Source organism: Paenibacillus tianjinensis, from assembly GCF_017086365.1.
GTDB classification, from domain to species: domain Bacteria; phylum Bacillota; class Bacilli; order Paenibacillales; family Paenibacillaceae; genus Paenibacillus_AQ; species Paenibacillus_AQ tianjinensis.
This window is the reverse complement of sequence record NZ_CP070969.1, coordinates 717,929-741,544: the sequence shown is the minus strand read 5'-3', so window position 1 is coordinate 741,544 and position 23,616 is coordinate 717,929. Positions and strand designations below refer to the sequence as shown.

General features: G+C 49.3%; 20 protein-coding genes. 3 read left to right on the top strand and 17 right to left on the bottom strand.

Translation table 11 applies throughout. The features are described 5' to 3' along the window. Window positions 1-320: 320 nt before the first annotated feature. From JRJ22_RS03160 to JRJ22_RS03135, 6 genes are all read right to left on the bottom strand, one after another. A complete protein-coding gene (locus tag JRJ22_RS03160; protein WP_206103204.1) occupies window positions 321-2,120 on the bottom strand; it encodes an ABC transporter ATP-binding protein in 1,800 nt (599 codons plus the stop codon). Between the two features lie 13 nt (window positions 2,121-2,133). Beyond that, complete coding sequence (locus tag JRJ22_RS03155) at window positions 2,134-2,589, bottom strand: lasso peptide biosynthesis B2 protein (RefSeq protein ID WP_206103203.1); 456 nt, start codon at window positions 2,587-2,589, stop codon at window positions 2,134-2,136. Continuing rightward, window positions 2,586-2,885, bottom strand: a complete 300-nt coding sequence (locus tag JRJ22_RS03150) for a lasso peptide biosynthesis PqqD family chaperone (RefSeq protein WP_206103202.1) — start codon at window positions 2,883-2,885, stop codon at window positions 2,586-2,588. Before JRJ22_RS03150 ends, JRJ22_RS03155 begins: the two co-directional genes overlap by 4 nt. 3 nt (window positions 2,886-2,888) lie before the next feature. Next, window positions 2,889-3,824, bottom strand: a complete 936-nt coding sequence (locus JRJ22_RS03145) for an aldolase (protein WP_206103201.1) — start codon at window positions 3,822-3,824, stop codon at window positions 2,889-2,891. Window positions 3,825-3,936: 112 nt separating this feature from the next. Further along, complete coding sequence (locus JRJ22_RS03140; RefSeq protein WP_206103200.1) at window positions 3,937-4,062, bottom strand: paeninodin family lasso peptide; 126 nt, start codon at window positions 4,060-4,062, stop codon at window positions 3,937-3,939. Window positions 4,063-4,091: 29 nt separating this feature from the next. After that, window positions 4,092-6,023: an asparagine synthase-related protein gene (locus JRJ22_RS03135; protein ID WP_206103199.1), complete on the bottom strand. Its 1,932-nt coding sequence runs from the start codon at window positions 6,021-6,023 to the stop codon at window positions 4,092-4,094. Between the two features lie 239 nt (window positions 6,024-6,262). Between JRJ22_RS03135 and JRJ22_RS03130 the strand changes: the two genes are divergently transcribed. Next, the gene (locus JRJ22_RS03130) at window positions 6,263-6,847 is read left to right on the top strand and encodes a GNAT family N-acetyltransferase (protein ID WP_206103198.1); all 585 of its coding nucleotides are present in this window, start codon (window positions 6,263-6,265) and stop codon (window positions 6,845-6,847) included. A gap of 597 nt (window positions 6,848-7,444) precedes the next feature. Beyond that, a complete protein-coding gene (locus JRJ22_RS03125; protein WP_206103197.1) occupies window positions 7,445-8,443 on the top strand; it encodes an HD-GYP domain-containing protein in 999 nt (332 codons plus the stop codon). Window positions 8,444-8,497: 54 nt separating this feature from the next. Here JRJ22_RS03125 and JRJ22_RS03120 read toward each other — a convergent pair whose 3' ends face one another. The 9 genes from JRJ22_RS03120 to JRJ22_RS03080 form a co-directional block, all read right to left on the bottom strand. Next, window positions 8,498-9,151, bottom strand: coding sequence for a M48 family metallopeptidase (locus JRJ22_RS03120; RefSeq protein ID WP_206104956.1), 654 nt, complete (start codon window positions 9,149-9,151; stop codon window positions 8,498-8,500). Between the two features lie 153 nt (window positions 9,152-9,304). Further along, window positions 9,305-9,598, bottom strand: a complete 294-nt coding sequence (locus tag JRJ22_RS03115; RefSeq protein WP_206103196.1) for a hypothetical protein — start codon at window positions 9,596-9,598, stop codon at window positions 9,305-9,307. A gap of 125 nt (window positions 9,599-9,723) precedes the next feature. After that, window positions 9,724-12,189, bottom strand: a complete 2,466-nt coding sequence (locus tag JRJ22_RS29100) for a serine hydrolase domain-containing protein (protein WP_232381016.1) — start codon at window positions 12,187-12,189, stop codon at window positions 9,724-9,726. A 115-nt stretch (window positions 12,190-12,304) separates the two neighbouring features. Further along, window positions 12,305-13,201 (bottom strand): SDR family oxidoreductase, encoded by an 897-nt coding sequence (locus JRJ22_RS03105; protein ID WP_206103195.1) that lies wholly within the window; start codon window positions 13,199-13,201, stop codon window positions 12,305-12,307. Window positions 13,202-13,403: 202 nt separating this feature from the next. Continuing rightward, window positions 13,404-14,639 carry a GGDEF domain-containing protein gene (locus tag JRJ22_RS03100; protein ID WP_206103194.1) on the bottom strand — a complete coding sequence of 412 codons (1,236 nt, stop codon included), beginning with the start codon at window positions 14,637-14,639 and terminating at the stop codon, window positions 13,404-13,406. A gap of 37 nt (window positions 14,640-14,676) precedes the next feature. Beyond that, entirely contained in the window at window positions 14,677-16,377 is a 1,701-nt protein-coding gene (locus JRJ22_RS03095) for a hypothetical protein (RefSeq protein ID WP_206103193.1), read from the bottom strand. A gap of 195 nt (window positions 16,378-16,572) precedes the next feature. After that, window positions 16,573-17,883 (bottom strand): McrC family protein, encoded by a 1,311-nt coding sequence (locus tag JRJ22_RS03090; protein ID WP_206103192.1) that lies wholly within the window; start codon window positions 17,881-17,883, stop codon window positions 16,573-16,575. Then, entirely contained in the window at window positions 17,880-19,823 is a 1,944-nt protein-coding gene (locus JRJ22_RS03085) for an AAA family ATPase (RefSeq protein ID WP_206103191.1), read from the bottom strand. The genes JRJ22_RS03090 and JRJ22_RS03085 overlap by 4 nt, the downstream gene beginning before the upstream one ends. A 220-nt stretch (window positions 19,824-20,043) precedes the next feature. Continuing rightward, window positions 20,044-20,385 (bottom strand): zinc ribbon domain-containing protein YjdM, encoded by a 342-nt coding sequence (locus JRJ22_RS03080; RefSeq protein ID WP_206103190.1) that lies wholly within the window; start codon window positions 20,383-20,385, stop codon window positions 20,044-20,046. Window positions 20,386-20,575: 190 nt separating this feature from the next. Between JRJ22_RS03080 and JRJ22_RS03075 the strand changes: the two genes are divergently transcribed. After that, entirely contained in the window at window positions 20,576-21,565 is a 990-nt protein-coding gene (locus JRJ22_RS03075) for a DUF4003 family protein (protein WP_206103189.1), read from the top strand. An 82-nt stretch (window positions 21,566-21,647) separates the two neighbouring features. Here the strand turns inward: JRJ22_RS03075 and JRJ22_RS03070 are convergent, their stop codons facing one another. Together JRJ22_RS03070 and JRJ22_RS03065 are read right to left on the bottom strand one after the other, a co-directional pair. Beyond that, entirely contained in the window at window positions 21,648-22,490 is an 843-nt protein-coding gene (locus JRJ22_RS03070) for an aminoglycoside phosphotransferase family protein (protein ID WP_206103188.1), read from the bottom strand. Window positions 22,491-22,534: 44 nt separating this feature from the next. After that, on the bottom strand, window positions 22,535-23,440 hold the full coding sequence (locus JRJ22_RS03065; RefSeq protein WP_206103187.1) for a GNAT family N-acetyltransferase: 906 nt from the start codon (window positions 23,438-23,440) through the stop codon (window positions 22,535-22,537). Window positions 23,441-23,616 lie beyond the last annotated feature (176 nt).

Sequence of the window (23,616 nt, the reverse complement as noted above, 5' to 3'; positions counted from 1 at the left end):
GGATTTAGCTGCACTTCGTACATCTAATCTGTAAGCATTCGGCAGAATATCAGCAATCCGGCATTTCCAATTGTACAATGTGCAACTAAACTCAAAAAGAGTTACAAAAGCAAGAAAATAACTGCACGAAATACACTTAGCGCGGATGCAGGCAGGGAAGCCTGTGCATGTCCAGCTTGAATAGCACGTTTAGCGAAGTACTTACGCATCACGCTTGAGCAGCCGACAAGCAGAGAATTTGAGTAGCACGATATAACTAAACAAACGCACCCGATCCCCACTGCTCGTGGAGACCGGGTGCGTTTTAAGTTGTGTTAGTGTTACATCGCCTCTTCCTGGCTGCTGAGCAGCCGGCTGAACATGCCGCCTTTGTCGGAGGCCAGTCCGCCGAAAACCCCCTGCTGAATTACGCGGCCCTGGTCGATAACCAGAATCTGATCCGCACCACGGATCGTGGACAAGCGGTGGGCGATGACGATCAGCGTGACGGAGTGCTTCAGCCGGTCGAGCGCCTCCTGAATCCGCTTCTCGTTCTCGGTATCGAGTGCACTTGTCGCCTCATCCAGTACCAGGATGGACGGCTTGCGGATAATCGCCCGCGCCAGCACCAGCCGCTGCCGCTCGCCGCCGGATAAGCGGATGCCCCGGTCGCCGATCAGCGTGTCCAGCCCCTGCGGCAGCCTGCGGACAAAGTCGACCGAAGAGGCAAACTCCAGCGCTTCCCACAGCTCTTCCTCGCTGGCATCCGGTTTGATCATCGTCAGATTATCCCGGATTGTGGCATTATACAGGAACGGGTCCTGCGCCACATAACCGATCGAGCGGCGGTAAGACAGCCGCCGTTCTCCCGTAATCGGCTTGCCGTCGGCCAGAATGTCGCCCGACTCAGACTGCATCAGTCCCATGAGCAGATCAACGAGCGTGCTTTTTCCTGCGCCTGAGCGTCCGACAATGGCCGTCATCCGGTTAGCCGGAATCGTGACATTGACCCCCTGCAGCGAATAGTGCGGCTCCTGCGGCTGATAACGGAAATAGACATCTCTCGCTTCCAGGCTCTGCTTCAAGGTAATAGCCTTAACCGGCACTCCGGTTCCATCTGGAGTACCTTGTTCGGCAGCCTGCAGACATTCCTCCTCCAGCTGCTTCAATTGCTTGAAGGAAGGCAGCACGGAGGCGAGCTGTTCCATCAGCGACTGCAGCGTGGCAAAGGTCGGCCACAGCCGGGCAAATACAAGAATGACCAGCAGCAGATTCGGCCCTTCCGCGTGCAGAAAGCGGAAAGAAACGAAAATGAACACTGCAATCAGCAGTGTGGAGGACATTTTGTAGAGCAATTGGGAGTTTGAACGCAGACGTGTATAATCCAGCTGTTCGTTCTTCACCTCACCGGTAAATTCATGCAGCCAGTCCAGCCGGGACTGCTCCAGATTGTTGCTCTTGATATCCTTGATTCCGTTCAGCTGGTCGGAAATTCCGGCCAGATACATTTGGCCGAGCAGGGAACTGCGGCTGCCCAGCTTCTTGGCCTTGCGGATAAATCTGCGGGAGAATAAGGAAAGCAGCACCGCACAGACCAGTACAGCGAGGGTCATCTTCGGAGACAGCCAGAAGGCAAAAGCGATCTGTACCATAGTGAACAGCAGCGAGGTAAGAAACTGCAGGAAGCAGCTGATACCGGCAAGCACCCGCGCCATCTCCGTAGTCATGATATTGATCAGGTCTGAGGTGCGTTTCTTCAGGAAAAAGGACCACTCTGCCCGCAGCAGAGCACTATAAACTTCATATCGCAGCTGCCGGCTGTAGCTCTGCTGAATCTCCACGTTGCGGACTGCAACAAACCGTGAAATTAAATTCTGGCAGAGTACGATAAGGACGTATGCGCCGAGCACCAGCCCAAGTGCTGATGTCTGCGGCAGCTCCGATATGAACCCGAGCACAGGAAGATTGTACACAGCTCCTGTTCCGCCCAGCTGCAGCCCCGCCATGCCCAGCATCGGCACAAGCAGCAGAATTGCCGAGCTCTCCAGCAGGCCGCTGATCACCATGCCCAGCAGATTCAGATACAGCTTCACTCCGGACAAGCGCTGAAGCTGCCGGATATAATAGATTATTGCTTGCATGAGCACACCTCGATTACTCGGCTTGTATCACCTTCGCGAACTTCTCCACCACAACAAAACCCTTCATCACATCGTCACCGGAGACGTAATAAGACCCGCTGCGCAGCCAGGCATGAGCAATCATCCGGCCCTGCTTGTCTTTGGCGACACCCATGTACAGTGTGCTGTCAATTCCGCGTTTTTCAAGCATTTTGAGGCCTGCAACCGCCCTGACCATGCAGGTGCTTTTCCAGGGAGTCACTTTGCTCCCTACCCGGATGGCCCGGGTAATCTGGCGGATCTTCGGCGCATCGGCGGCCTTGGACACCTCAGCAGTTTCCTGCGACTGAGCCCCGAGCTGAGGCGCCGTTTTATCGAACGGGAACAGCAGCCGGATTCTCGCCAGGAACAGACGCCATAAGGCTTCCGGAAGCAGCGCTACAACGGCCCGGTCATTAAGCAACAGACGAAACCGCCGCATTGCTGTCATGACCCGCTGTCAATGGCAACCAGATCCTCAGCCAGCAGGCTTTGCACGAATTCGAATACGTCCTGTTCTGCTGTCTCTGCCGGAACATCGAACGTTTCCTGAATAACCTGCACAATCCGGTTAATGGAGACCGGCTCATCCAGAGCAGACCAGATTTCTCCGCCGACCTCACCCAGATTGTAATATTTGCCGTTCTTCACATTCAGCATGACCTTCTCGCCGTCCATATCGCTGGCGATATTGCCCGGACGCTTAACGAGCACTGTTTGAAGCGACAACACATCTGCTGTATTCATCGTTTATCTCTCCTCCATTTGTGGCTTAATCGTTTCAAAAATCAGCGAGGTCTGCTGAGGAGCACTAAAGCCCTGTTTCGGCCGGGTCAGCCGGTACATCGGCAGCCGGTTCACGAAGGATGCCAGCATGCCGAAATGCCATTCCCGGATCCCGATCCGGTCGACAATCGCCTTCTGGTAGGTATGATTGAATAATGTATGGAAACGCTCCATCCCATTGATGGGCTGCACGGTTACGGGGCCTTCCTCTTCAGACACCGCCAGTTCAAACACACCGGCAAGCGGCAGCGGCTCTGTCTGGAAGCGGTCATGCACCGGAACAGCAAACTTGGTTTCTCTTTCAAAAAGCGGACGGTAGAGGGACGAATTCATTCCCATATAGTCCAGGCTTTGCTGCCACAGCTTCTGCTGCGGATAACCTGGAACTGCAAGCGGCTGCCCTTCTTGCACCATAACGGGAATAACGTCGTCGCTGACCAGCAGATGTCCCTGATCCATCAAATACGAGGCGAGTGTCGATTTGCCCGCTCCTGAACGTCCAACAAGCGCATAAGCTTTGTTATCGAGTACTAACGCGCTGCCATGCAGCGGGAGAATCTTTTTCTGCATCAGCAGGACACCCATGCAGCTCCCCAGGATATACAGCCGGACACAGTCCATATCTGCTCCAGCCGCAGGCGATACCGTAATCCTAATCCCGTCCTGAATTGAAAAAATAGCCGTATCCTTCGCTTCGAACATCACCTCGCTGCCCAGCACACCAAGACTTGGAGTCACCTTGGGAATCGCCTGCCAGCGCTCCGCAAGATCGCCGCGAATCACAACCACGCTGCCGATCAATCCCGGCTCATCTGTAAGGGGAAGCTCCGGCAAGGGGAATTCACTGAATATTTGCAGGCCGAAGGCTTTATAAGCCAGGCCTTGAACGGTACTCGCCATCAGATTCCCTCCCTAAGCCAATTTGTCACCCGGAATAGTCCGGATGATGGAAATAGCCCTGATCCCCCTCCAGCAAGCACAGGGGGATGAGGGCCGCGCGAACCACAAAATTTTAGGAATAATGTACGATCTCATCCGGATCATCTTGGAAGGAGTCGGCAATAGCTATTCCGGGTCCAGCCATAGTCATCTTCACGTCGAGCACTTCCAAAGCAGGCTTGCTGTATTCCTTTTTCATGTTTGTCACCCCCTTTCAGGCGATCTTCATTAAGACAGACGCTTCAAGAAACGGTAAAAGACAAGTCCGCGTGTCAAAAGGCGAAAATCCGCATTAAAGATCAAGCTTGGTGCGGGCTCACTACCCAGCCGGTCCAAACATCCGGCGAGCCCGGCACTATTCAAATAGGCAGCTGCGCGGGCATCCTGAGTCATTTCCCGGAGCTCGCTCAGAAAGGCGCCCCACTGCGGAATCATCCGGTGGATACCATCCGCCCCCTGCACTCCGCGCCGCTTCCGGTTCAGCCTGACGTTATCCGGCAACCGGCCCGCCATCGCACGGCGGATCAGCGAGCGGTCTACCCCGTTCTGAACGTACTGTTCTTCCGGAACAGACAGGCAGAAACGGATGACTCGCAGATCATTCGTTGGATCCCGGTCCCATATCCGGTATTTCAGCGACAGCTTAGTGGCGACGGTTCCGTTAACATTCCAGATATGCGGCTGTTCGAAATGTTTCCTTCGGATATCATAGACAGTCGGCGAAGAAGCGCCCACGGGCCCATTGAACTCCCGGAGCCGTTCATGCACTTCCGTCCGCTTGGCGAAGCCGGGATCAATCAGCTCAGGCACCGTCTCCTGCTGGCGGGGCAGCAGTCTGCCTAGTGAAGGGAAAGCTTTTTTGCCGACAATCTGCAGCACCTTCCGGCGGTTCGCCTCCATGGACTGGGTATAGCCCTTGTTCTCACGATAAAAGGTAAGCCACCGGAATTCACGGATCAGCTTGGCCTGGTAATCCAGAGCGGGTCCCCAGGAAATACTCCAGTTCCCTCTTTGTCCGCTGAGCAGCACGCCAATGTCCTTCTGCTGTGCCTGCTCATAGATTCCCTTCAGCCAGTAGGAATTTTCGATAAATTTATACGGCATCTCCATGATATCCAGCCACTCATCAATCTCACTGTACGGGCTGCGTTCGGGAAAGTTCAGCAGACTGGGCTGAATGTTTCCTACATAATCGATCGTCTCCTGAATGTAGGGACGTTCATCAGCAACCCTTTTCCCGAGATTGAATCCGGCAAAGCCGTCTACAGGATAAGAACTGAACGTATAGAGCGGCTGGCCGCGGTGCCGGAGTTCTTCAGCTGCGAAGCTGACGACAGAGCCGGAATCCAGTCCGCCGCTTAAGTTAGCCCCTGCTGCCAGGTGGGTGCGAAGCCGGTCCTTCACTGCCCGTCCGAAGACTTCACGGAAAGCCTCTTCATATTCCCCATTGGAGCTAAGACGCAATTCCGGAGGCGCTAGCAGTGTGCAATAACGGGAGAAGGTAATGTTCCCTCCGGTTATGGAGATAGAATGTGAAGGAGGGAGCTGTTCGATCGACCGGTACACTGTCGAGAAGCAGTCCGTAGCATCTACTCTATTCGGAATCGCCAAAAATTCAGAAACCCATTGTTCGCTTAGTTCATTCCCCACACCCGCCAGCGACAGCAGCGGATGAATAACTGTGCAGAAAGTAAAGCTGCTCTGGGATCTGTGGAAATAAAGCGTCCGGTTGCCGGAGAAATCCCTTGCCCCAAACAGTTTATGCTGCCGCTCATCCCAGATCATAAATGCAAAATCACCCACCAGATATACCGGTGCCTGCTCCCCCCACTTCTCATAAGCCAGCAGGATCAGCAGACTATCGGGTATAGATTCCCTGTCTGGGGCGGGTACGCGCAGTGTATTTAATAATTCACTTCTATTATCAATGATCGCATCAGCTGTAATGGCCAGTTTCCGCTCGGGATCATAGTAAGGCAGTTGCTCATTTATAGATTGTGGTGTAATCCACTGTGACCGGCATCCGAGAAAAACACTCTTACTCTGCCAGCCCCTGGCATCGTCAGCCGGGTAACGGTTAAGCTGCTTCATCAAATCCGGTCCCTGCTCAGGGTCCAAATTATGCTGCTGTAGATGGTAGATACCGGCGATTGCACTCATAGGAAGGCCTCCACCTGTTGGTTCTTTATAAAGAACATTTCTTACTATATAAGATAACGCGCTTGCTGCTGAATGTGAATTACACCAAGGAGTAAATTTCGTTATCCTTTAGCGTATTGACCTGAGTGCACTTATGTGGTATACAGACAGGCCGAAATAGTCGTACAGATTTTTCTTCATGTACAGTCGTGTATTTTACATGATATGTTATTGTTAATATTTTTTAGGAGGCTGATTCTATGGAAAATGCTGTTGCCCATCCTATTCTGTTATCTTTTCCGGAAAGCTTCGAAAGTGAACGGCTCCTGATAAGGGCGCCCTTATGGGGAGACGGGGCTGCTGTGAATACAGCGGTACTGGAAAGCCTTGATGAACTGCGTCCCTGGATGCCTTGGGCCAGGCTGCTCCCTACGCCTGAACAAGCCGAAGCCATTATTAGAAAATCCCGACTGGAGTTCCTGGAGCGTAAAGACCTTAGACTCCTCCTGTTACACAAAACCTCCGGGGAACTCATAGGCAGCAGCGGCCTGCACCGGATTGACTGGCAGACACGGAAATTCGAAATCGGCTATTGGGTGCGTACCTCTTACAGCAGACAGGGCTATATCACGGAGGCGGTCCATGCGATTACGAACTACGCCGTTCAAGAGCTGCGGGCGAACCGGATTGAAATCCGTTGCGACACACGCAATACGCCTAGCGCACGGGTTGCCGAACGTTCCGGCTTTACACTGGAAGGTATTCTGCGAAATGACAAATGTGATGTGGATGGCAAGCTGCGGGATACCATGATTTTTGCCAAGGTGCGGGGCGTGGAGTATTAATGCAGTACTTATGATGTGGCGTATTAATGCAGCACTTATAATAGAAGGAAAAATTCAGACAGAATCCCCGGGAGGTTAATTATGAGCTATAAAGGGCTATGATTTTACGGCCCATATCCTATTTATTGCTTCGATGATCGGGGTCCAATATGCTTATGACATAATATTTTCGTAAATTTACTTCAAAAGTAAATTTTACAAAAATTTTACTTTTAATAGTTTTAAAAAAATGTTATTATCACGTTTGTTATTTGCATTACATGGTAATTAAAAATCTGGTAAAGAATTCATTATTTCCCATCCGTAGGATTAAAATAAAAAGTATGATCTGAACAAGATATCCTCTTCTCGCCCCTTGCTTTAGCCATACATCGAATTATTCACACGTTTCCTCAGGAGGAAGACTCTTAATCACACAGTTGAGATGTATATAATGTCTTATTTTTCATTTGTTAGTGGATATATTAACTCCTTGCCAATTGTTCCCTTCGAATTGAATATAAGTCAACTAAACCAGGCATTTGGTATTTTGGGGCTGGATTGGATTAGTAAAAGTTTCAGGGGAGTACGATACTCCCCGTAAGAAGAGGGAGATTTATGCGAGAAATATTGGGAAGAAAACTTAAACGAGATATTGTGTCCCCTAACGGCTTGACGATCATACCCGCTGAAACCATTCTAACTGAACAACATCTTCACCTTATTGCCAACCACAAAGCGGACCGTCAATCGATTTTCCTTTATCCGGACAAGATGGAACAAAGGAAAAACCAAGTTAATGAAATTGTAAAACAGTCCGAAGAGTTGTTCCATTCCATCAAATATACTTCAGAAATTCCTGTGAAGGATCTTACTACAAAGCTAGTTCCTCAATTACGTGAATTTGTGAATAATACTAACGTTTATGAGTTACTTGAAACGTTAAAATATCAGGATGACTATACTTATCGTCACAATATCGCCGTAGGAGCTATCGCTACCCTTATTGGAAATTGGCTGAAGCTGGATGAGGATGAGCTTTCTTCGCTTACCTTAGCCGGGACAATGCATGATGTTGGGAAACTGAACATCCCGAGCGAGATACTCAATAAACCAGGTAAGCTGACTGTGGAAGAGTTTGACCTCATTAAAAGCCATACCATCATTGGATATGACCTGTTAAAGGAGAGTTTTGGCCAAAATAGTAATGTTTCACTTGTGGCTTTGCAGCATCATGAAAAAGGAAATGGGAAGGGCTATCCCTATGGAATCCGGAAAAATAAAATTCATTATCACAGCAAAATTGTTATGGTAGCGGATGTGTACCACGCAATGTCCTCAAAGCGGTCCTACCATGAAGTAATGCCCTTTTATGAAGTAATAAACCACATGCGAGCAAGTGCCTACGGTGAAATGGATCCCAAAATTTTATCTGTATTTCATACCAATATGATCAGACGCCTGATAGGACAACAGGTTGAACTCCTGGATGGGACCATGTGTAAGGTTGTCTATGTGTATCCTTATGAGCAAGATGCTATTTTTCAGCTGGAGAATGGAACTTTTCTCGATTCCAGCAAAGATCATCAAATCCATATTAAAGAAGTATTTATTTGAACATTTATCAAGGGACATCAGACGGCGGATCCCCTTGTTTTTGTTCTTGGCAGCTCAGAGCGTCATAAACTGACCGAAGCGGGCCAGAAATTCTTCCTGTCTTTTGTAATCCGGCATAACACTCCCGAGCCGCCGCCAAAAGGACCGGTCATGATTCATATGCAGAAGATGGCACAGCTCATGAATAATTACATAATCAATAACCTCGGGCGGCGCCATCGCCAGACGGTAATTGAAGGTCAGCTTCTTATCGCTGCTGCAGCTCCCCCACTTGGTCCGGGATTCTACGATCTCGAACGACTTCGGTTTTACTTTCAGCTGGTTCTGATACTGGGGCATCCGCTCGTTTACTATTTTCTTCAGGCTGTTAAAATAGAACTTCTTCAGCTCCGCCTTCAGTGCCTCGGCATCCCGCTCACCGGTTGTAATCAGTTCATGCAGCGGGAACTCCTTACCGAGGTACAGAAAGCTGCCCTCCTCCTGATATTCCTTCGCCTTCGGTACCTGCCGGGCCGCAGCCTGTTCGCGCAGCTTCTCCGTAATCCATCCGCTGTGCCCCTGTACTGCACTTAGAATAACTTCTTCAGTTGTTCCCTTCGGAGCCTTCACGGTGATCCGGCCTGCTCCATCGATTTGCAGAGAAATTTTTTTGCGTTTACTGTATTGGACACTAAGGGTGAAAGTTTGATCTTCGAGTTGAATCTGCATGGCCACCATCTTTTTCATGTAAATTGGGAAACAAGCTATTCGGACTAACTATAGCATGAATCTTGGTGTATAGCCCGCGTTACACAGCAAAACAGACCGCTCATGTCTCAAGCTGTGGTCTGCCGATATTGTTTGTTCAAAGAAGACTTACACTTAGATAATCGTGACTATTGCAATATCCTTTCCCGCCCAAAGATTAAAGCGATAACCTGTCTCAAGCAATTCCCAAGGTGCTTCGTCAACTATGAATGCCACATCGGCATATGTATCCCATGTACCCTCAATATGTCTTGTTATCCTTACTAGCACAGTCCATGTATCACCATAAAGTATCTTATCCTTGATTTCACCATAGTGTACAACTATATCACGCATCCACTCGTTCACCGGAAACTTACTGGGGTCTTTTTTCCAACTTATATGAGCTTTAATGAACCTTTTGTCCACGTTAGCTATCCTCCTTCCTCGCAGCTTATTTCGGGGCCATTCCAAATGCTTCACATACCCGCTGGATAAAAACCCGGCTAGTTCCAAGACCGACGCTGCCTACCCTTCAGTTCTAATCCTTAATTTTATGAACCTTCGTTCAGCACGATTACGCCGGTTGTGCTGTACTCCGGAATATTCAAAGACACATTAATCTGGAACTCCACATCGATTTCCTCTTCACGGAATCCGAATGTATAGGTAACTACGTAAGGAGTCTCGATGTACAACAGGGTGAGCTGGAGGGTGTGCCGATCCTGCCAGGCCGCCGAAGTAACTACCTCTTGCCGGTGCAGAGACAGATCTTTGTAGAAAACATCCTGCGCGTGCAGCATTTCTGTAAAACTGAACGGCAGCACATTATCCCGCTCATCCCCATAGCTCAGCTGAACCGTCAGCCGATTTTCCTGTATCTCCAATACGATCTCCCTCAGCCCATGAGGATTGTCAGCCAGGCGGTAACCTTTGCGGCCACAATAAAAAGCCGGGCTTGGAACGGGCTGAACCGGTGGAAGAGGATAAGTCCAAGCGGCTAATTTGTTTTGCAGTTCAAGTGTATCTGCATGGTTATAAGCTTCCTCGCGGTCTAACCGGTCAATAATATATTCATAGATGAAATCTAGCAGTGTCTGCAGCTGCTGCATGCTCCCGAACGCGGCCGTTGCCGCTATGACAATTTGTTCCCGGGGAGCGACCAGACAGAGCTGGCCAAAAGAACCGTCCCCTCTGTAGCAGCCCCTGCGGCACAGGTGAAACTGATATCCGTATCCCTGGGCGGAATCGGTACGGTCTTTCGGGGCAGACAGGCGGTTATCGCTCTGTTCCGAGGTAGCTAAGGCGAGATAACGCTCAGATACGATTCTTTTTCCGGCGTACTCTCCTTTATTCAGCAGCATCTGGCCGAATTTGGCGATACTTTCGGTAGACAGGCTCAGGCCCATTCCTCCAGCCGTAATCCCCAACGGACAGGTTTCCCACACAGGTCTTGGGATCTCCAAAGGTTCAAACAAGCGCGGCTGCAAAAAATCAACCAGACTCTGGCCGGAAACCTGCTCAATAATCGCGGACAGCATATAAGTGCAGTGGGTACTGTATACATAATGACTTCCCGGCTCATGCGGAACCTCCTGCGCCAGAAAAGCCCGCACCCAGTCTTCTTCCTGCGCCACAGCGCCGTAAATATTATCGTGATGGCCTGCGTTCATCGACAGCAGATGGTGTACCGTCATCCGGGCCAGATTGGGTGAAATGTTCCCTGGAAGTTTCGCCGGAAAGAAGGATATGACGGTGTCCGCAAGCGTCAAAAGCCCTTCGTCAATGGCAATCCCAACTGCTATAGAGGTGATACTTTTGCTCAGAGAATACAGCAGCTGCGGCTGATCCAGACGATAAGGAGCCCGGGCAAATGCTGACGTAACCACCCCGTCCTGCAGCAGTATGAAGGTGTTGACGGCGAGAGCCGACTGTTCGATTTGCGAGAAGAAGTCCAGCAGTGTACGGCAAGATAGGCCGTGATCTTCGGGTAATCCTTTTAACAATTGCTGGTTGTGCATCCGGAGCTTACTGACTGCAGAATCCCACAGCTCAACTTTTCGTTCTCCGGGTAACCGGTATGTATCATACTTCAAGGCATAGGGATTAATTTCTACGGTTTTCCCTGCCTCTGCTTCCCTCTGTGCAAAGTAAGTGAGCGTATCCACAGGATTGGACACGAAGTCCTTCAGTAACAGGTTTCGCAGTCGATCCATCAAGTGCTGCTCATCTGCGACCTGTAATTTCAAAGCACCTCCGGTTCCCCTGACTTGCGATTCGTAATCGCCGCAATGATCAATGACCTCCCAGCCCGGCCATTCAGACTGAATCCGGGTTTGAGCTGCCGCAAAATCTTTGGCATGCCAGATCTCGATCCTTTTTTGCGTAACGTCAATATGAAAGCCTGCAGCCGGAAAATCCTCCGTCCATTCGCTTAGCGCTAAACTTCGGTAACCATATGACTTATTTATGCGGTTAATGAACGCGGGACCGCTCAACAGATAAGCTGCAAGCTCTCCGGCCAAAGGGAATAACAGCAGGTCATCATCGGCAAATTTCACACTTGCAACCAGGTCAACCCATTCCCTTGGTGATGAGGGAGCCAGAGTCATATCACCGGTATATGCTTCACGTTCCGCTAACAGTGCTTCTTGGGGATAGCCTACATAGGATGCAAGATCAACTATGCCTTCATAGGCCCAGGTGATCTCCCACCCCTGCCAGATACTTCCCATAAGCCTTAAAAAGAGGGTTCGCAGGGGGATATCCAGGAGAATATCTTCGCCGCCGTAAAATACCAGCTTCCTCTTCTCCAAATCTATTACTGCGCCGCCTTCCGCCCACACCTCATTCAGCCATCCCGGTCCGGATTCCACCGCCCGGGTCTGCCTTTCTATGAATGACAGAGCATACTCCGGCCCCCAGAATAAATCAGCCGGCAAAGTATTCGCACACCAGTGACTATAATACAACTCATAAGCCTGTTCTCTGACTATAATCAGATTCGCTCTTTGTCCCATGCCAGACTTCCCCTTCCGCTAAGCAAACAGCGCGTACCGGTTAGGAACCGGCACGCGCCAACTTCATTGCTGGTTATATTTAGTTTATCATCACGGGACAATTCCAGCTATTCCCTTAAGGCGTCGGCATGCCGCCGTTCGCATTCAGCGTTTCGCCGCTGATATAGCTGGATTCCTGACTGGCCAGGAACACGTAGGCCGGAGCCATTTCGGCCGGCTGGCCGGGACGGCTGAGCGGCGTTTTGGCGCCGAAGTCCTTCAGCGCCTCTACCGGCTGGCCGCCGCTCACCTGCAGCGGAGTCCATACCGGTCCGGGAGCCACCACATTCACGCGGATCCCCTTTTCGGCAACCTGCTGGGCAAGCGATTTACTGAAGGTGTTAATCGCTGCCTTTGTCGTTGCATAATCCAGCAGGATCGGTGCAGGCGTATAGGCCTGGATGGAGGATGTATTGATAATGGTGCTGCCCGGCTTCATATGCTTAATAGCCGCCTTGCAGAGCCAGAACAGCGAATATACATTGGTCTTGAAGGTGGCATCGAATTGCTCTGTCGTCAGATCAGCGATATCCGGCACAAATTGCTGCATGCCCGCGATATTCGCCAGAATATCGATCCCGCCGAGCTGCTCCACAGCGGCAGCAATCAGCTGTTCGCAGTACTGCTCGTCTTTGAGATCGCCCGGCATGGCAACCGCCTTACGTCCAGCTTCCTCCACAAGCTTCACTACTTCCCGTGCATCAGCCTCTTCCTCCGGCATATAAGCCAGAAGCACATCGGCCCCTTCACGGGCAAAAGCTATCGCCACCGCGCGGCCAATCCCGCTGTCTGCTCCAGTGACCACCGCTTTACGTCCGGTAAGCCGCCCGCTGCCGCGATAGGTCTCCGCACCATCATCCGGCTTCGGATGCATCGCGGTTTCCAGTCCTGGGGCTGGCTGCTGCTGCTGATATTCCGGTGTTGCTTTGGGATATTGGGTCGCAGGATCCTGAATCTTATATTGATCGCTCATTGTGCATTCCTCCTCTGTGATTTCCACCTTGGTAATGACTATGGGTCAATTAATATTAGAAACGCTTTGACTCTCTTTATGTAACCATAATCCCGCTTGCTAAACATAAAGCTGGGCCACCCCTTTACGAAGGGACGACCCAGTTGTGCTTAAAAGTCTTCAGCTAAAATGATCCTGTTTCCTAAATGATTTATGTATACAGCTACTTGCTGACGCAGTTTCTGCCCTTCTTCTTTGCCCGGTATAAGGCGGTATCCGCCGCTTTCATGACTGCATCCGGGGTTTTGCTCTTCTCGTTCTTTTGGGCAATCCCGATGCTGATCGTGATATAGATTTGTTTGCCTGCTCCCCCGCTGCGCGATTTTGATTTGCGTTTAGCCTTCCCTTTGCCCCGGCTCTGCGCCCTTACTGTGAACCCGCGCTTGGCGACCTTCTCTCTTAGCTGTTCCAGATGCGGCATAGCCTCCTGGATGCTTTTGCCCGGGAACAAAATGGTGAACTCCTCCCCGCCATAGCGGAAGGCTCTGCCTCCCCCGGTCACGTCCTTAACAATCGAAGCCACCAGCTTCAGCACCTCGTCTCCAGTATCGTGGCCATAGGTATCATTGAATTTTTTGAAATGGTCAATGTCCAGCATGGCAATCGCATAGTTCATCCCCAGCTTCAGCATGTCCTGCTTCAATGCCCGTCTGGAAGGCAGGCCGGTAAGCTCATCGGAGAAAGCCATGGCATATGAATCTTGAATAATCGAGGTAATCAGAATGATGCCTGACATTGTCCACAGCAAGGCGTAGGCGACTGGATCATGATCTAGGCACAGTACGTAGAGCATCCCCAGCAGCACCGCCATAAAAGCAACATCCTGCGAAGACCTGTAGGACATTTGCCGGATCAGCAGCCGGATAAAGGTGATTATGAAGATCATCAGGGACAGCTGGGACAAAGGCGTCAGCCCCTGCAAGTTCACAGGAAGCAGCTCCAGCTGCAGCTGCTCCAGCAGACCGCGCCTCTCCGGGAGCATCGCCCAGACGGCTGCCGCCGCTTCTGCCGCAATCAACCCCAGCCGGATCCATCCCCATAAGCTGAATATTCCCCGTTCCTTGAAGAAGGAAAAGATCAGAATATTCACCGGCAGCAGCACACACAGGATAACGTACAGATCAGGTAGCGCCATGGCTGCGCCCGTTCCCGGAAGCTCCGGTAAATACTGCAGCGAAGCAGCAGCCAGCGTAAAAATAACTATCAGGAAAAATTCCCGGCTGCGGTTAAATTTCCAGGCGAGGACACCCCCGGTCAGAAAAACGGCGTAGGGTGCCAGCTTCAGCAACTCCAGCTGCGGAACGGACAAGGTCTGCACGTTCTTATAAGCCAGATAAGTAAGTACCATTAACAATAAGGGCAATACGATCATGGAAGCTGCTTTGATTAACTTGTTCAAGGTGGTTTAAATCCTCCGTGTCGGTGTCCGCTATCCGTTATCCCTTCACAGGAATCGTATAAAACATCCGGGACCCATTGCTGTTAGTGTACCAGATAACCTTGCCGCCGCTGACCACCGGATTGCATTCAGACAGTGCAAAATATTTGATACTCTGAATATCCCCGGCAGCTTTGCCGTTTCCATCGATAAACACATATTTCACATCACCGGGATGATTTTCTTTATCGAACTCCTGCCACAGCACCATCATTCGGTCATCCGCTATCGGAACAAGCTTAGGAATGGACGCTATCCGGTCCGTGCCCACATATTTAGCCAGTGTAATCGTATGAACGGAGGCTCTGTTCAAGCTGCTTTTTGGCAACACACTCAGAATGACATCCCGCTGATCCGTCTCCAGACCCACCATCTCATAAGAGGTATACTCGCTGACCAACGAATGGTCAATTGAATTCATAGCGGTAATATAGCTGCTTGAGGACATCTCAAACCCGCCAATGGAAACCCCGGTTGTATTCGCTCCGATTCTACCCGGGATATTGAACAAATCCACCTCGCTGTAACTCTTTCCGTCTCCTTTATGCAGAACAACCGAACGGGGATAAGCATCCCCATGATCCACAAGTACCTGTGCACCCCCGTCAAACAGCACGTATTGATCAAAAGAGTGGCTCACATGATTTTTCTGGAAGCGTCCCAGATCATTGGTTACGGTCATGCTAGAGGTATTTACGATAATTGTAAGCTGGGATTGATGATTCAATTTGTCCTCTGTGGTGTATCTTTTACGCGAGGTATGGAACACCAGAGTATCCCCTGACTCGGACATTCTTCCGGACCCAGCTTCAAAAGGTATTATGGTGTAGCTCTGACCGCCCGTAATAGAGACACTGCTGATTCTGTTGAAGCTTTTATCGTATTTAACAATACGGATTACTTCTTTGCTGTCGTTCTCTTCCCGGTTCTCTTGTCCATACGCAATATAATTATATTGCTCACCGCTATAAAAGCCGCCGAACAGCGGAAGCTCATAGGGAATCTTTTGCGTTGCAGTTCGTTCATAGTTTGCATTGTACGTGTCAATCGTGACCTCTTTGCCCGCCTCTACGACACTTACCGTCCCGTCTGAGTTACTGACAAGGTACGACGACACTGTACTTTTCCATCTTGGAAAGTAAGCAGACTCGGCATTATTCACCGCTTCCCCGGATGCTTGGGTACGATACGCATTGTCCGGTGTTCTGGAGAACATCACCAGCCGGTTCAACTGACTGTCATACTCCAGCTCGAAGGGGATTTTGCCGGCCAAATCTCTTAATTGAAAGTAATTGCTCCCCTCAATATTGTAGGCCTTAATAGACTGCAGCACCCCGTCGATCATTACCTTGGAGGTGGACAGCGTGGCAGGATAAGCTCGGCTCCGGCTGAAATACATACTGTCTTCCGTCCCTTGAGGCGTATACGCCCTGCCTGTTACGATTTCGATGGCCTTATTCTCCTGATTCCAGGTAATATCGAACTGGCTCGGGGTTCCCGAGAAATTCCGGGCCAGATCCCGCAGATTGAAATAATTGCTGCCCGCGATATTGAAGCCGTTAGAGCTCTTTTCTTCCCCGTTAAAATAGGTACTGCTCCCGATCACCGTGGCCTTCACCGTGTTACTTGCATAGGTAGCGGTGCCAAAGGCCGGTGTTACCATTAACAGCACCAGCAACAAACCAATAATCCTTTTCATTGATGTTTCCCCCATTAAATGCGATATGTATAGCAAAATTAACGTGCGCCTGTTATTACTTATCGGCAATTGTGCTTCGCGGGTTGAGTTATAAACGTACGCTTCGGGGCAGGAAAAGTCCCCTATCTAACTTGGTAGATAGAGGTGTGTAATCAATCACCTGCCAAAACTTCGTTTTGGAACAATAAGGCTCGTTCAGAAGCCGGCAAGTGCCGCCTCAATTAAACCGCTTAACTCCCCTACACCATCAGTATCCTCACCTAAATACACAAAATGTACCTGAACCGTAACCCCGTCCTTGCTTCTATATATGATTGGATCTTTTATCTCCGCTACCTCTGATGTCCAAGGATATACAAGAATTACAGTTTGAGCAGAGTATTTCTTATGATAGGCATAGGCCTGATACATGTCAGATTGCGAAATTCCATGATTCCCATCCGGTGTAAGCTTCTTCCACTTGGTATCCAGGACAACCGTACCCTGAGCACAGGTAACTACGATATCCGGTTTTAGCATGAAGCGCTGCCCGGGCTCATCAAAAAGATGGTACAGCCGGTGTTGCGTCATCAGCGAATACTTGGGGTGAGCCAGCTTTTTCTTCAATTGTCCGGCAAGATAGCTTTCAAAAACCTTTTCCATAGAAAACAATAGAGCATATGCTACCCCGTTTCCTATAAACGGCGTAAAGCTATTTCTGTACAGAAACACTCTGCACCACTGCAGAACTATTGCATATTCACTCATATTCCGATCATCTGTGACTTTGGCAAAGTCCTGGCTGTAATCTGCCGAGAACTCTACAGACTCAAATGCAGTGGACAGGGTGTACAGATCCTTCTGTAGTTTTCTGCTGGAGCAGACCTTCTGCAGAACTCTGATCGTTGATTTAATCAATCTGTTCTCCGGTCGATCTGCACTGAATACATCATATTCGATGTAAAAGCGCTCCTTATGCACCGCATTTAGCCGGATATGTTCAGCAAATTTGAGTTTGCCTTTATAGAAATACTCGTTGTCCTCGTGTCCGGTATACGCGGACTTCAATCCCCGTTTGACCAGAATATAGGCTTCTTCAACGAACATCCGGATGAAAATATCCAGAATGCTGTATTTCTCCTGGTTCAGACTGGAGAAATTAAAATGCTTAAAAGGTATCCGTAGGAGTGATTTCAGCATTTTCAGGAAAACCTGTTTGGTTTCCCTCTCAGAGCTCTCCGCATTCCGTGAATATAGTTTAGGCAGGATCTCAATCTGTACCCCACTATTCATGGTGATCACACCTACATAGTTACGGGCGCTGATAACTTTGCCGATCCCTCTTTTGCTCGTTACCACCATCAGCTCCAATGGATCCGTATCTGACACCTGTCGATTGGACAACACAAACTGCTCCAGACAGTCAAAAACAGGTTCAGGCATATAATGAAGGTTCGGGAGCTTCACATCCTGATTTTTAGTGAATGAATCATATTCCTTAATGGTATATTTCGTCCGGTTTATCATGAGCTGCGACTGTATATTTTGCGGTAGGCTTGGGCATTTTCAAACGCTTCTTCATTAAGCACGTAGGCTGCTTCGTCATCAAACTCAAAATCGTTCATATTCCCAAACAGCTCCGTTATATCCGTCTTTTTGGCCAGAATAAACTGTTCACTCTCAGGTTTGTTATTGTCACCAAGTACGAGCCGGATCTTGTCATAGTCTTCATAAAAGTACTCCTGCAGCAGCGGGATAATCGTATTGCGGAAAATGTGAGCCAGATCATCCAGAGCAGAGTGATTGTTTAATGACATAAAGTAAGCATGCCCGATCATATGCTCCCTGTCATATAGTACCTCGATACGACGATTCATCATTTCCAGCATGGCCGACAACTCAATGACCTCATTACCAACCTGTATACTATCAAGCACTTCCGGACACGGCATCATTTCCGCAAAATGAAAACGGCGGCGCAGCGCAGTGTCCAGCCTGGCAATCGAACGGTCAGCAGTGTTCATTGTGGCAAGCAGATAGACATTGCCCGGAACACCGAACACTTCTTGTGAGTAAGGCAGCCTCAGTCTGATTTCTTCTGCTTGTCCAATACGTTTGGACGGCTCAATCAGCGTAATTAACTCCCCGAGAATTTTCGAGATATTGCCGCGGTTGATTTCATCGATAATAAACACGTAATTGTTTGCATTCTCCTGAATTGCTGTACTATGAACATTGCTATTCGCTTTTAGCATGACCAGTACATCCGCAAGCGTGATTCTGTTCAGCCTGTATACTGAGCCCAGTGTCATAACCTTATTTCCATTGAGCGCATAAATATCCTCCCGGATATCTTTGGCAAGCCATTTTACATTGCGGGAACGTTTGTAATCCTCCATTTGATTGAGCCATTCATATTCACCTGTAACGACACCGATGGCATCAATAGTTTTTTCATCATGGAGAATCAGGACAATATCACCGATCACCATCTCGCTCATGAACCGGGACAGGATCGTCGCTCCGCCATATTCTCTGAAGTCCGTCTCATCTGTAATCCGTTCTCCGTAAGAGTCCCACCCGATCCGGATTCTATCATTATCAAAGCAATCCTGTTTCACATCACTTTGGCCCGAACCGCCGAGTGAGACCTTCCATATGACTGGTTCATTACGAATTCCGTACGTATTACTGTCCTGAATAACTGGAGTCTGCGCTTTTTCACAGAATTGTTTAAACACTCCCGGCTTTATCTCGTACGCAACATTATCGCCAATATGACCTGTCTCGTCACCCTGCTGAAGCTTCGGCTTAATCCCTTCAATAAACTCCTCATAGCCATAGGATTGATGGAATGTTGTGAACTCAATAAGTCCCTTTTCTTTGTAAGAACGGTAGCGTTCCTGGATTACTTCATAACCTCTGGTTCTTACTTCATACATAATGTTATGTAAGGGCTTGTTCTCAATGATTGCGACTGCATATGTGACCGTATTGTAGGTTTTGCCTGTACCTGGAGGGCCATATAAAATAATATTTTTATCAAGGAGTGCGGTAGGCAGTCCAGCAGCAGCTGTAAATTTTATAGGCGTGCTCGTTATCGAATAGTTCAAAGTACTTCCATCGGCATCACCAACTGATTCATTCCCCTTTTCCTGTTCACGCAAGAAATCCTCATAGTACTCAAGAGCATATTGAAAAGCTTTGTTGCCAGCCTTGATGTTAATCTCTTCGAAATTCTCCGCCCTTTCCATACGCTGTCTAATCTCATGAAAGTAATTAGCTGAAGTGATCCCGTAAACATCTGTATTCTCCAATTCAATTCCTGAAAGTCTGGCAGGTGCGGTCGATAATGATGAGGCGTACGAATTCACTGTATTATCGGAATATAGTTCCCCATTTGATTTTCTTTTCTGCTTTAACCAGTAGATGTATTTTTGCTTGTTAAGCTTGGATAAATCACTCATTAGGTTAGCTCCTATACAATAAGATAGAGTCGCTTTGTTCTTCCAGATATCCGAATGATAGTTCACCTTGAAGACCATTATAGTATATAATTTTGGATCAAAATACCATTGTTTCATATTATCACTTCACTTGAGATGTCTCACGCGGGCTCAGTTTCCTTTATCTCAAACAAAAAAAGCCGCGGCAAATATCCGCAGCTTTCCTTCAATGCTTACCGTTCTATGCTTTTCGGACGAACTCCGATTTCAGCTTCATTGCGCCAAAGCCGTCAATTTTGCAGTCGATGTCATGATCGCCTTCAACCAGCCGGATGTTCTTCACCTTTGTGCCGATCTTCAGCACCGAGGAGCTTCCCTTGACCTTCAAATCCTTAATGATGGTTACAGCATCTCCGTCGCTCAGGACATTGCCGTTGGCATCCTTCACAACCTTAAGGTCTTCACTGTTCCCGTTCTCTGCACCGGCAGTCCACTCATGCCCGCATTCCGGACAGACCAGCTGCGCTCCATCCTCATAAGTGTATACTGAGCTGCATTGCGGACAATTCGGCAATTCATTCATTATTCATTTCTCCATTCGTACTTAAGTTCCTTGCTGCGGCTTCCGGCAGCCCTCTTATTCTAGCATATCCGTAATGTCTGAATATATAAATTTTCAAATATACCGACTTCCATTTTTTTTGGATGCATGCTGGTTAATTATAGTAGAATATCTATGTGAGACTATACCTGGCTTATGAGAGGAGCACTATATGAACGCACAGTTTGAAGCACGGCTTGAATTATTCGCCCAGAATACGCAGGCCGTAAAGAAGGCTTTTGCCTGGAAAAGCGGACAGATCAACCGTTTGGCCGCCCTGCTGTACACAGCAGAGAATAAAACGGTGGATGTAGATGCCATCCGCAGGAGCAGTGACTTGATCAAGAGCACCACCGGCCCCTTTTCTACCTTCCGGGGTAACCTGTCCGTCTGTATCGCAGCAATGCTGTCGCTTTCAGGCGGCAAGGAAGCCCTGCTGGCAAACACACTTCATGTGTATGACCTGCTGAAGGGACTGAAATTCCGGGCCTCAGATTATCTTGTGGTAGCCGCCTACCAGATCGCCGCGCATACGACTCCGGATCAATATGAGCGGACGGCAGAGAGAGCACGGCATTTCTACGACAGCATGAAGGCGAACCACCGTTTTCTCACCGGACAGGACGACTATATCTTCTCTGCTATGCTAGCACTGTCAGATCTTGAGCCTGAACGCGGAACAGCCCGAATGGAACAGCTCTATGCTGAACTGAAACCGGAATTCCTGTCGGGCAACAGCGTGCAGGCGCTGACACAGGTACTGGTGCTTGGTGAAGATACTCCGGAGGCAGCCGCACGTGTCCTCGCCCTGCGGGATGCTTTCCGCAGCCGGAACATCCGGCTGGATAAGGAATACACCCTTTCGTCACTAGGTGTACTGTCGTTACTGCCTGCCGGCCACGAAACACTCGTGCAAAACATCTCTGACACCTATGAATCACTGCGGACCAAAAAGGGCTTCGGCAGCTGGTCTATTACTAAGCAGGAGCTGCTGCTGCTTTCGGCTGCACTGGTTGCCTATAAGCAGATCGACGAGTTGAAAAACGGTGTTTTAACGACGGCGCTTTCCACCAGCCTGACCAATATTGTTATCGCCCAGCAGACAGCTATTGCCGTAGCCGCCACGTCCTCAGCTGCTGCCGCCTCGTCCGCTTCCCATTAATCATTATTGCAGGTTTGCCTCATAACAAAGGACTGTGTCAACCCGGTCAAGGTTGACACAGTCCTATTAGCTTGTTCAATCGTCATCCCTGCAGAAACGGATTATGTTCAGCAATACCCGTTATGCGCTGGAATGTATCCTGCTTTACAGGCACACCGCCGCTGCGCTGAAGCAGCATCCATCTGAGAACCGCCAGCGCTTTATATATCTTAAGCTTTTCGGGCCCAATATTATATCGCTGTAAGTAGGCGGAACGAAACGTTGCTGCATACGGCGCTGAAGCATATACTCTCAGCAGTACAACGCTCCAGGCAAAATCATACCCTGGATCTCCTGCCTGCCCGTTCGTCCAATCTATGACCGTATAGCGTCCGTTCTTCTCTACAATGTTGTTCATATGGAAGTCGCCGTGTATTATGCTATCCTGTTTCATTTGGGCCCTCTGAATAAGGGGGATCAATAATCGGGAGATATCGGCGTACTCTTCTGCCCCCGGGAAAAAGTACTTCATAAAATCATTAAAAGGCAGATGTGTCCCCTGCAAGTCTTTTACTTTAACCTGATGCAGCTTCGCCAGCATATCCGCAAGCTTCCGCGCATTCACTTTTTTCACGGGCGTCCCGTCAAAGGTCGTTAACAGCACCTTATCCCCGTTAGCATCTATTCCCCAGCCCAGAGGCTCTGAGACGGCTATCCCCCGTTCAAACAGTTCCTTCAATAAATGATACTGGGCACCGATATCCGGTCTGGAGCTTTTGTTCCAGAGTTTCAGCACGAAGCTTTCCTGCCCGGACACGATCTTCATCACCTCAGCTTCAAACCCGTGAGCCATGGCCTGCGTGACAAGCGGCTCCTGTTCTTTCAGCAGCTTTTCAAGCAGACTGCTTCTCCCGGTCCAGTCAATATTGCTTAGGATGCTTGCCATTTATGACTCCTTCCATATTTAGCGTTTATATATTTCCCGGAAGGTTAATCAATCGCATACCCCAGGGTCAGCCTGAATCCGTCCAGCTCGTAGCCGATTTGAGTATAGAGCCGGATGGCTTTTTTATTGGTCCCATGGGTGCCCAGGGTGGCGATGGTTTTGCCCTGATCTTTCAGGTATTGCAGCGCGGTATAAACGAGGTTCCGGGCAATCCCTTGTTTCTGCCATTCCGGGATGACGAATACATTTTCCGTTGCACTATGACCTTCAGCAATTCTCCAGGTTGAGGTGTTGCCCAGGAACCGATCCCCGCTAAACGCGCAGAAGTTCGTCATTTCCTCTGCCCCCTGCATCCAGGCCAGCTGGTTCATGCTCCAGGTTACACCGTCGAAGGAGGCGAGCTCTGCCTGATGATATTGTTCCCGGGCTTCGTTGTTATCCAGCATATAGGGGCGTATCTGCACCCCCTCAGGCAAAGGATACTGCGGAATCTCCCGGCTCAGGTCATATTTGAATACGACAATGGTATCGTAAACCGTAAACCCGCGTTTCAGGTAATAGCTTAGCTCCGGGAGGTCATCCGTATCCGTATATTGGGCGATCACAATCCGCTTATCCGGATGCTGTGCCTTGATCTCTTGGGCGCGGACAATCATCGCATCCAGCAAGGCATCTTTGATCGCCTCATCCTCATCCTCATCAGCAAACCTGATTTCACTGATTAGATAGCGGACAAAGCCCGGGTCTTCGTCATGCCCTTCTGCATCAAATGTATCATGGGGCATGAGATGGGCAACGGCCACCACTTCCTCATCTTTTACAGCCAGGAACATATTTCTCTTATCCAGATCCCCGTGATACAGATAGAGCATTTTGAGCACAAAACCGAATTTCTCAAGCTTCTCTTCCTCTCCATCCCGCACATTTCGGATCACAAACTCTTTGATCAACAAACATCGTCTCCTATCTGCCATCCGGAATATTGCCGTACAGACAGTTCAATTGGTATTTTTACCATTTTAATACTGAATACGCTCTCTTAAATATGCAAGGGAAACTTTATTTATAAATATTCTCCACATGGTGTTCATGCGGAAACTTTGCGATTATGGTAATATGCCGGAAT

Coding starts and splice junctions, on each gene's coding strand:
- JRJ22_RS03160 (WP_206103204.1), bottom strand. CDS start 2,120: ATGCAAGCAATAATCTATTATATCCGGCAGCTTCAGCGCTTGTCCGGA.
- JRJ22_RS03155 (WP_206103203.1), bottom strand. CDS start 2,589: ATGACAGCAATGCGGCGGTTTCGTCTGTTGCTTAATGACCGGGCCGTT.
- JRJ22_RS03150 (WP_206103202.1), bottom strand. CDS start 2,885: ATGAATACAGCAGATGTGTTGTCGCTTCAAACAGTGCTCGTTAAGCGT.
- JRJ22_RS03145 (WP_206103201.1), bottom strand. CDS start 3,824: ATGGCGAGTACCGTTCAAGGCCTGGCTTATAAAGCCTTCGGCCTGCAA.
- JRJ22_RS03140 (WP_206103200.1), bottom strand. CDS start 4,062: ATGAAAAAGGAATACAGCAAGCCTGCTTTGGAAGTGCTCGACGTGAAG.
- JRJ22_RS03135 (WP_206103199.1), bottom strand. CDS start 6,023: ATGAGTGCAATCGCCGGTATCTACCATCTACAGCAGCATAATTTGGAC.
- JRJ22_RS03130 (WP_206103198.1), top strand. CDS start 6,263: ATGGAAAATGCTGTTGCCCATCCTATTCTGTTATCTTTTCCGGAAAGC.
- JRJ22_RS03125 (WP_206103197.1), top strand. CDS start 7,445: ATGCGAGAAATATTGGGAAGAAAACTTAAACGAGATATTGTGTCCCCT.
- JRJ22_RS03120 (WP_206104956.1), bottom strand. CDS start 9,151: ATGCAGATTCAACTCGAAGATCAAACTTTCACCCTTAGTGTCCAATAC.
- JRJ22_RS29100 (WP_232381016.1), bottom strand. CDS start 12,189: ATGGGACAAAGAGCGAATCTGATTATAGTCAGAGAACAGGCTTATGAG.
- JRJ22_RS03105 (WP_206103195.1), bottom strand. CDS start 13,201: ATGAGCGATCAATATAAGATTCAGGATCCTGCGACCCAATATCCCAAA.
- JRJ22_RS03095 (WP_206103193.1), bottom strand. CDS start 16,377: ATGAAAAGGATTATTGGTTTGTTGCTGGTGCTGTTAATGGTAACACCG.
- JRJ22_RS03090 (WP_206103192.1), bottom strand. CDS start 17,883: ATGATAAACCGGACGAAATATACCATTAAGGAATATGATTCATTCACT.
- JRJ22_RS03085 (WP_206103191.1), bottom strand. CDS start 19,823: ATGAGTGATTTATCCAAGCTTAACAAGCAAAAATACATCTACTGGTTA.
- JRJ22_RS03080 (WP_206103190.1), bottom strand. CDS start 20,385: ATGAATGAATTGCCGAATTGTCCGCAATGCAGCTCAGTATACACTTAT.
- JRJ22_RS03075 (WP_206103189.1), top strand. CDS start 20,576: ATGAACGCACAGTTTGAAGCACGGCTTGAATTATTCGCCCAGAATACG.
- JRJ22_RS03070 (WP_206103188.1), bottom strand. CDS start 22,490: ATGGCAAGCATCCTAAGCAATATTGACTGGACCGGGAGAAGCAGTCTG.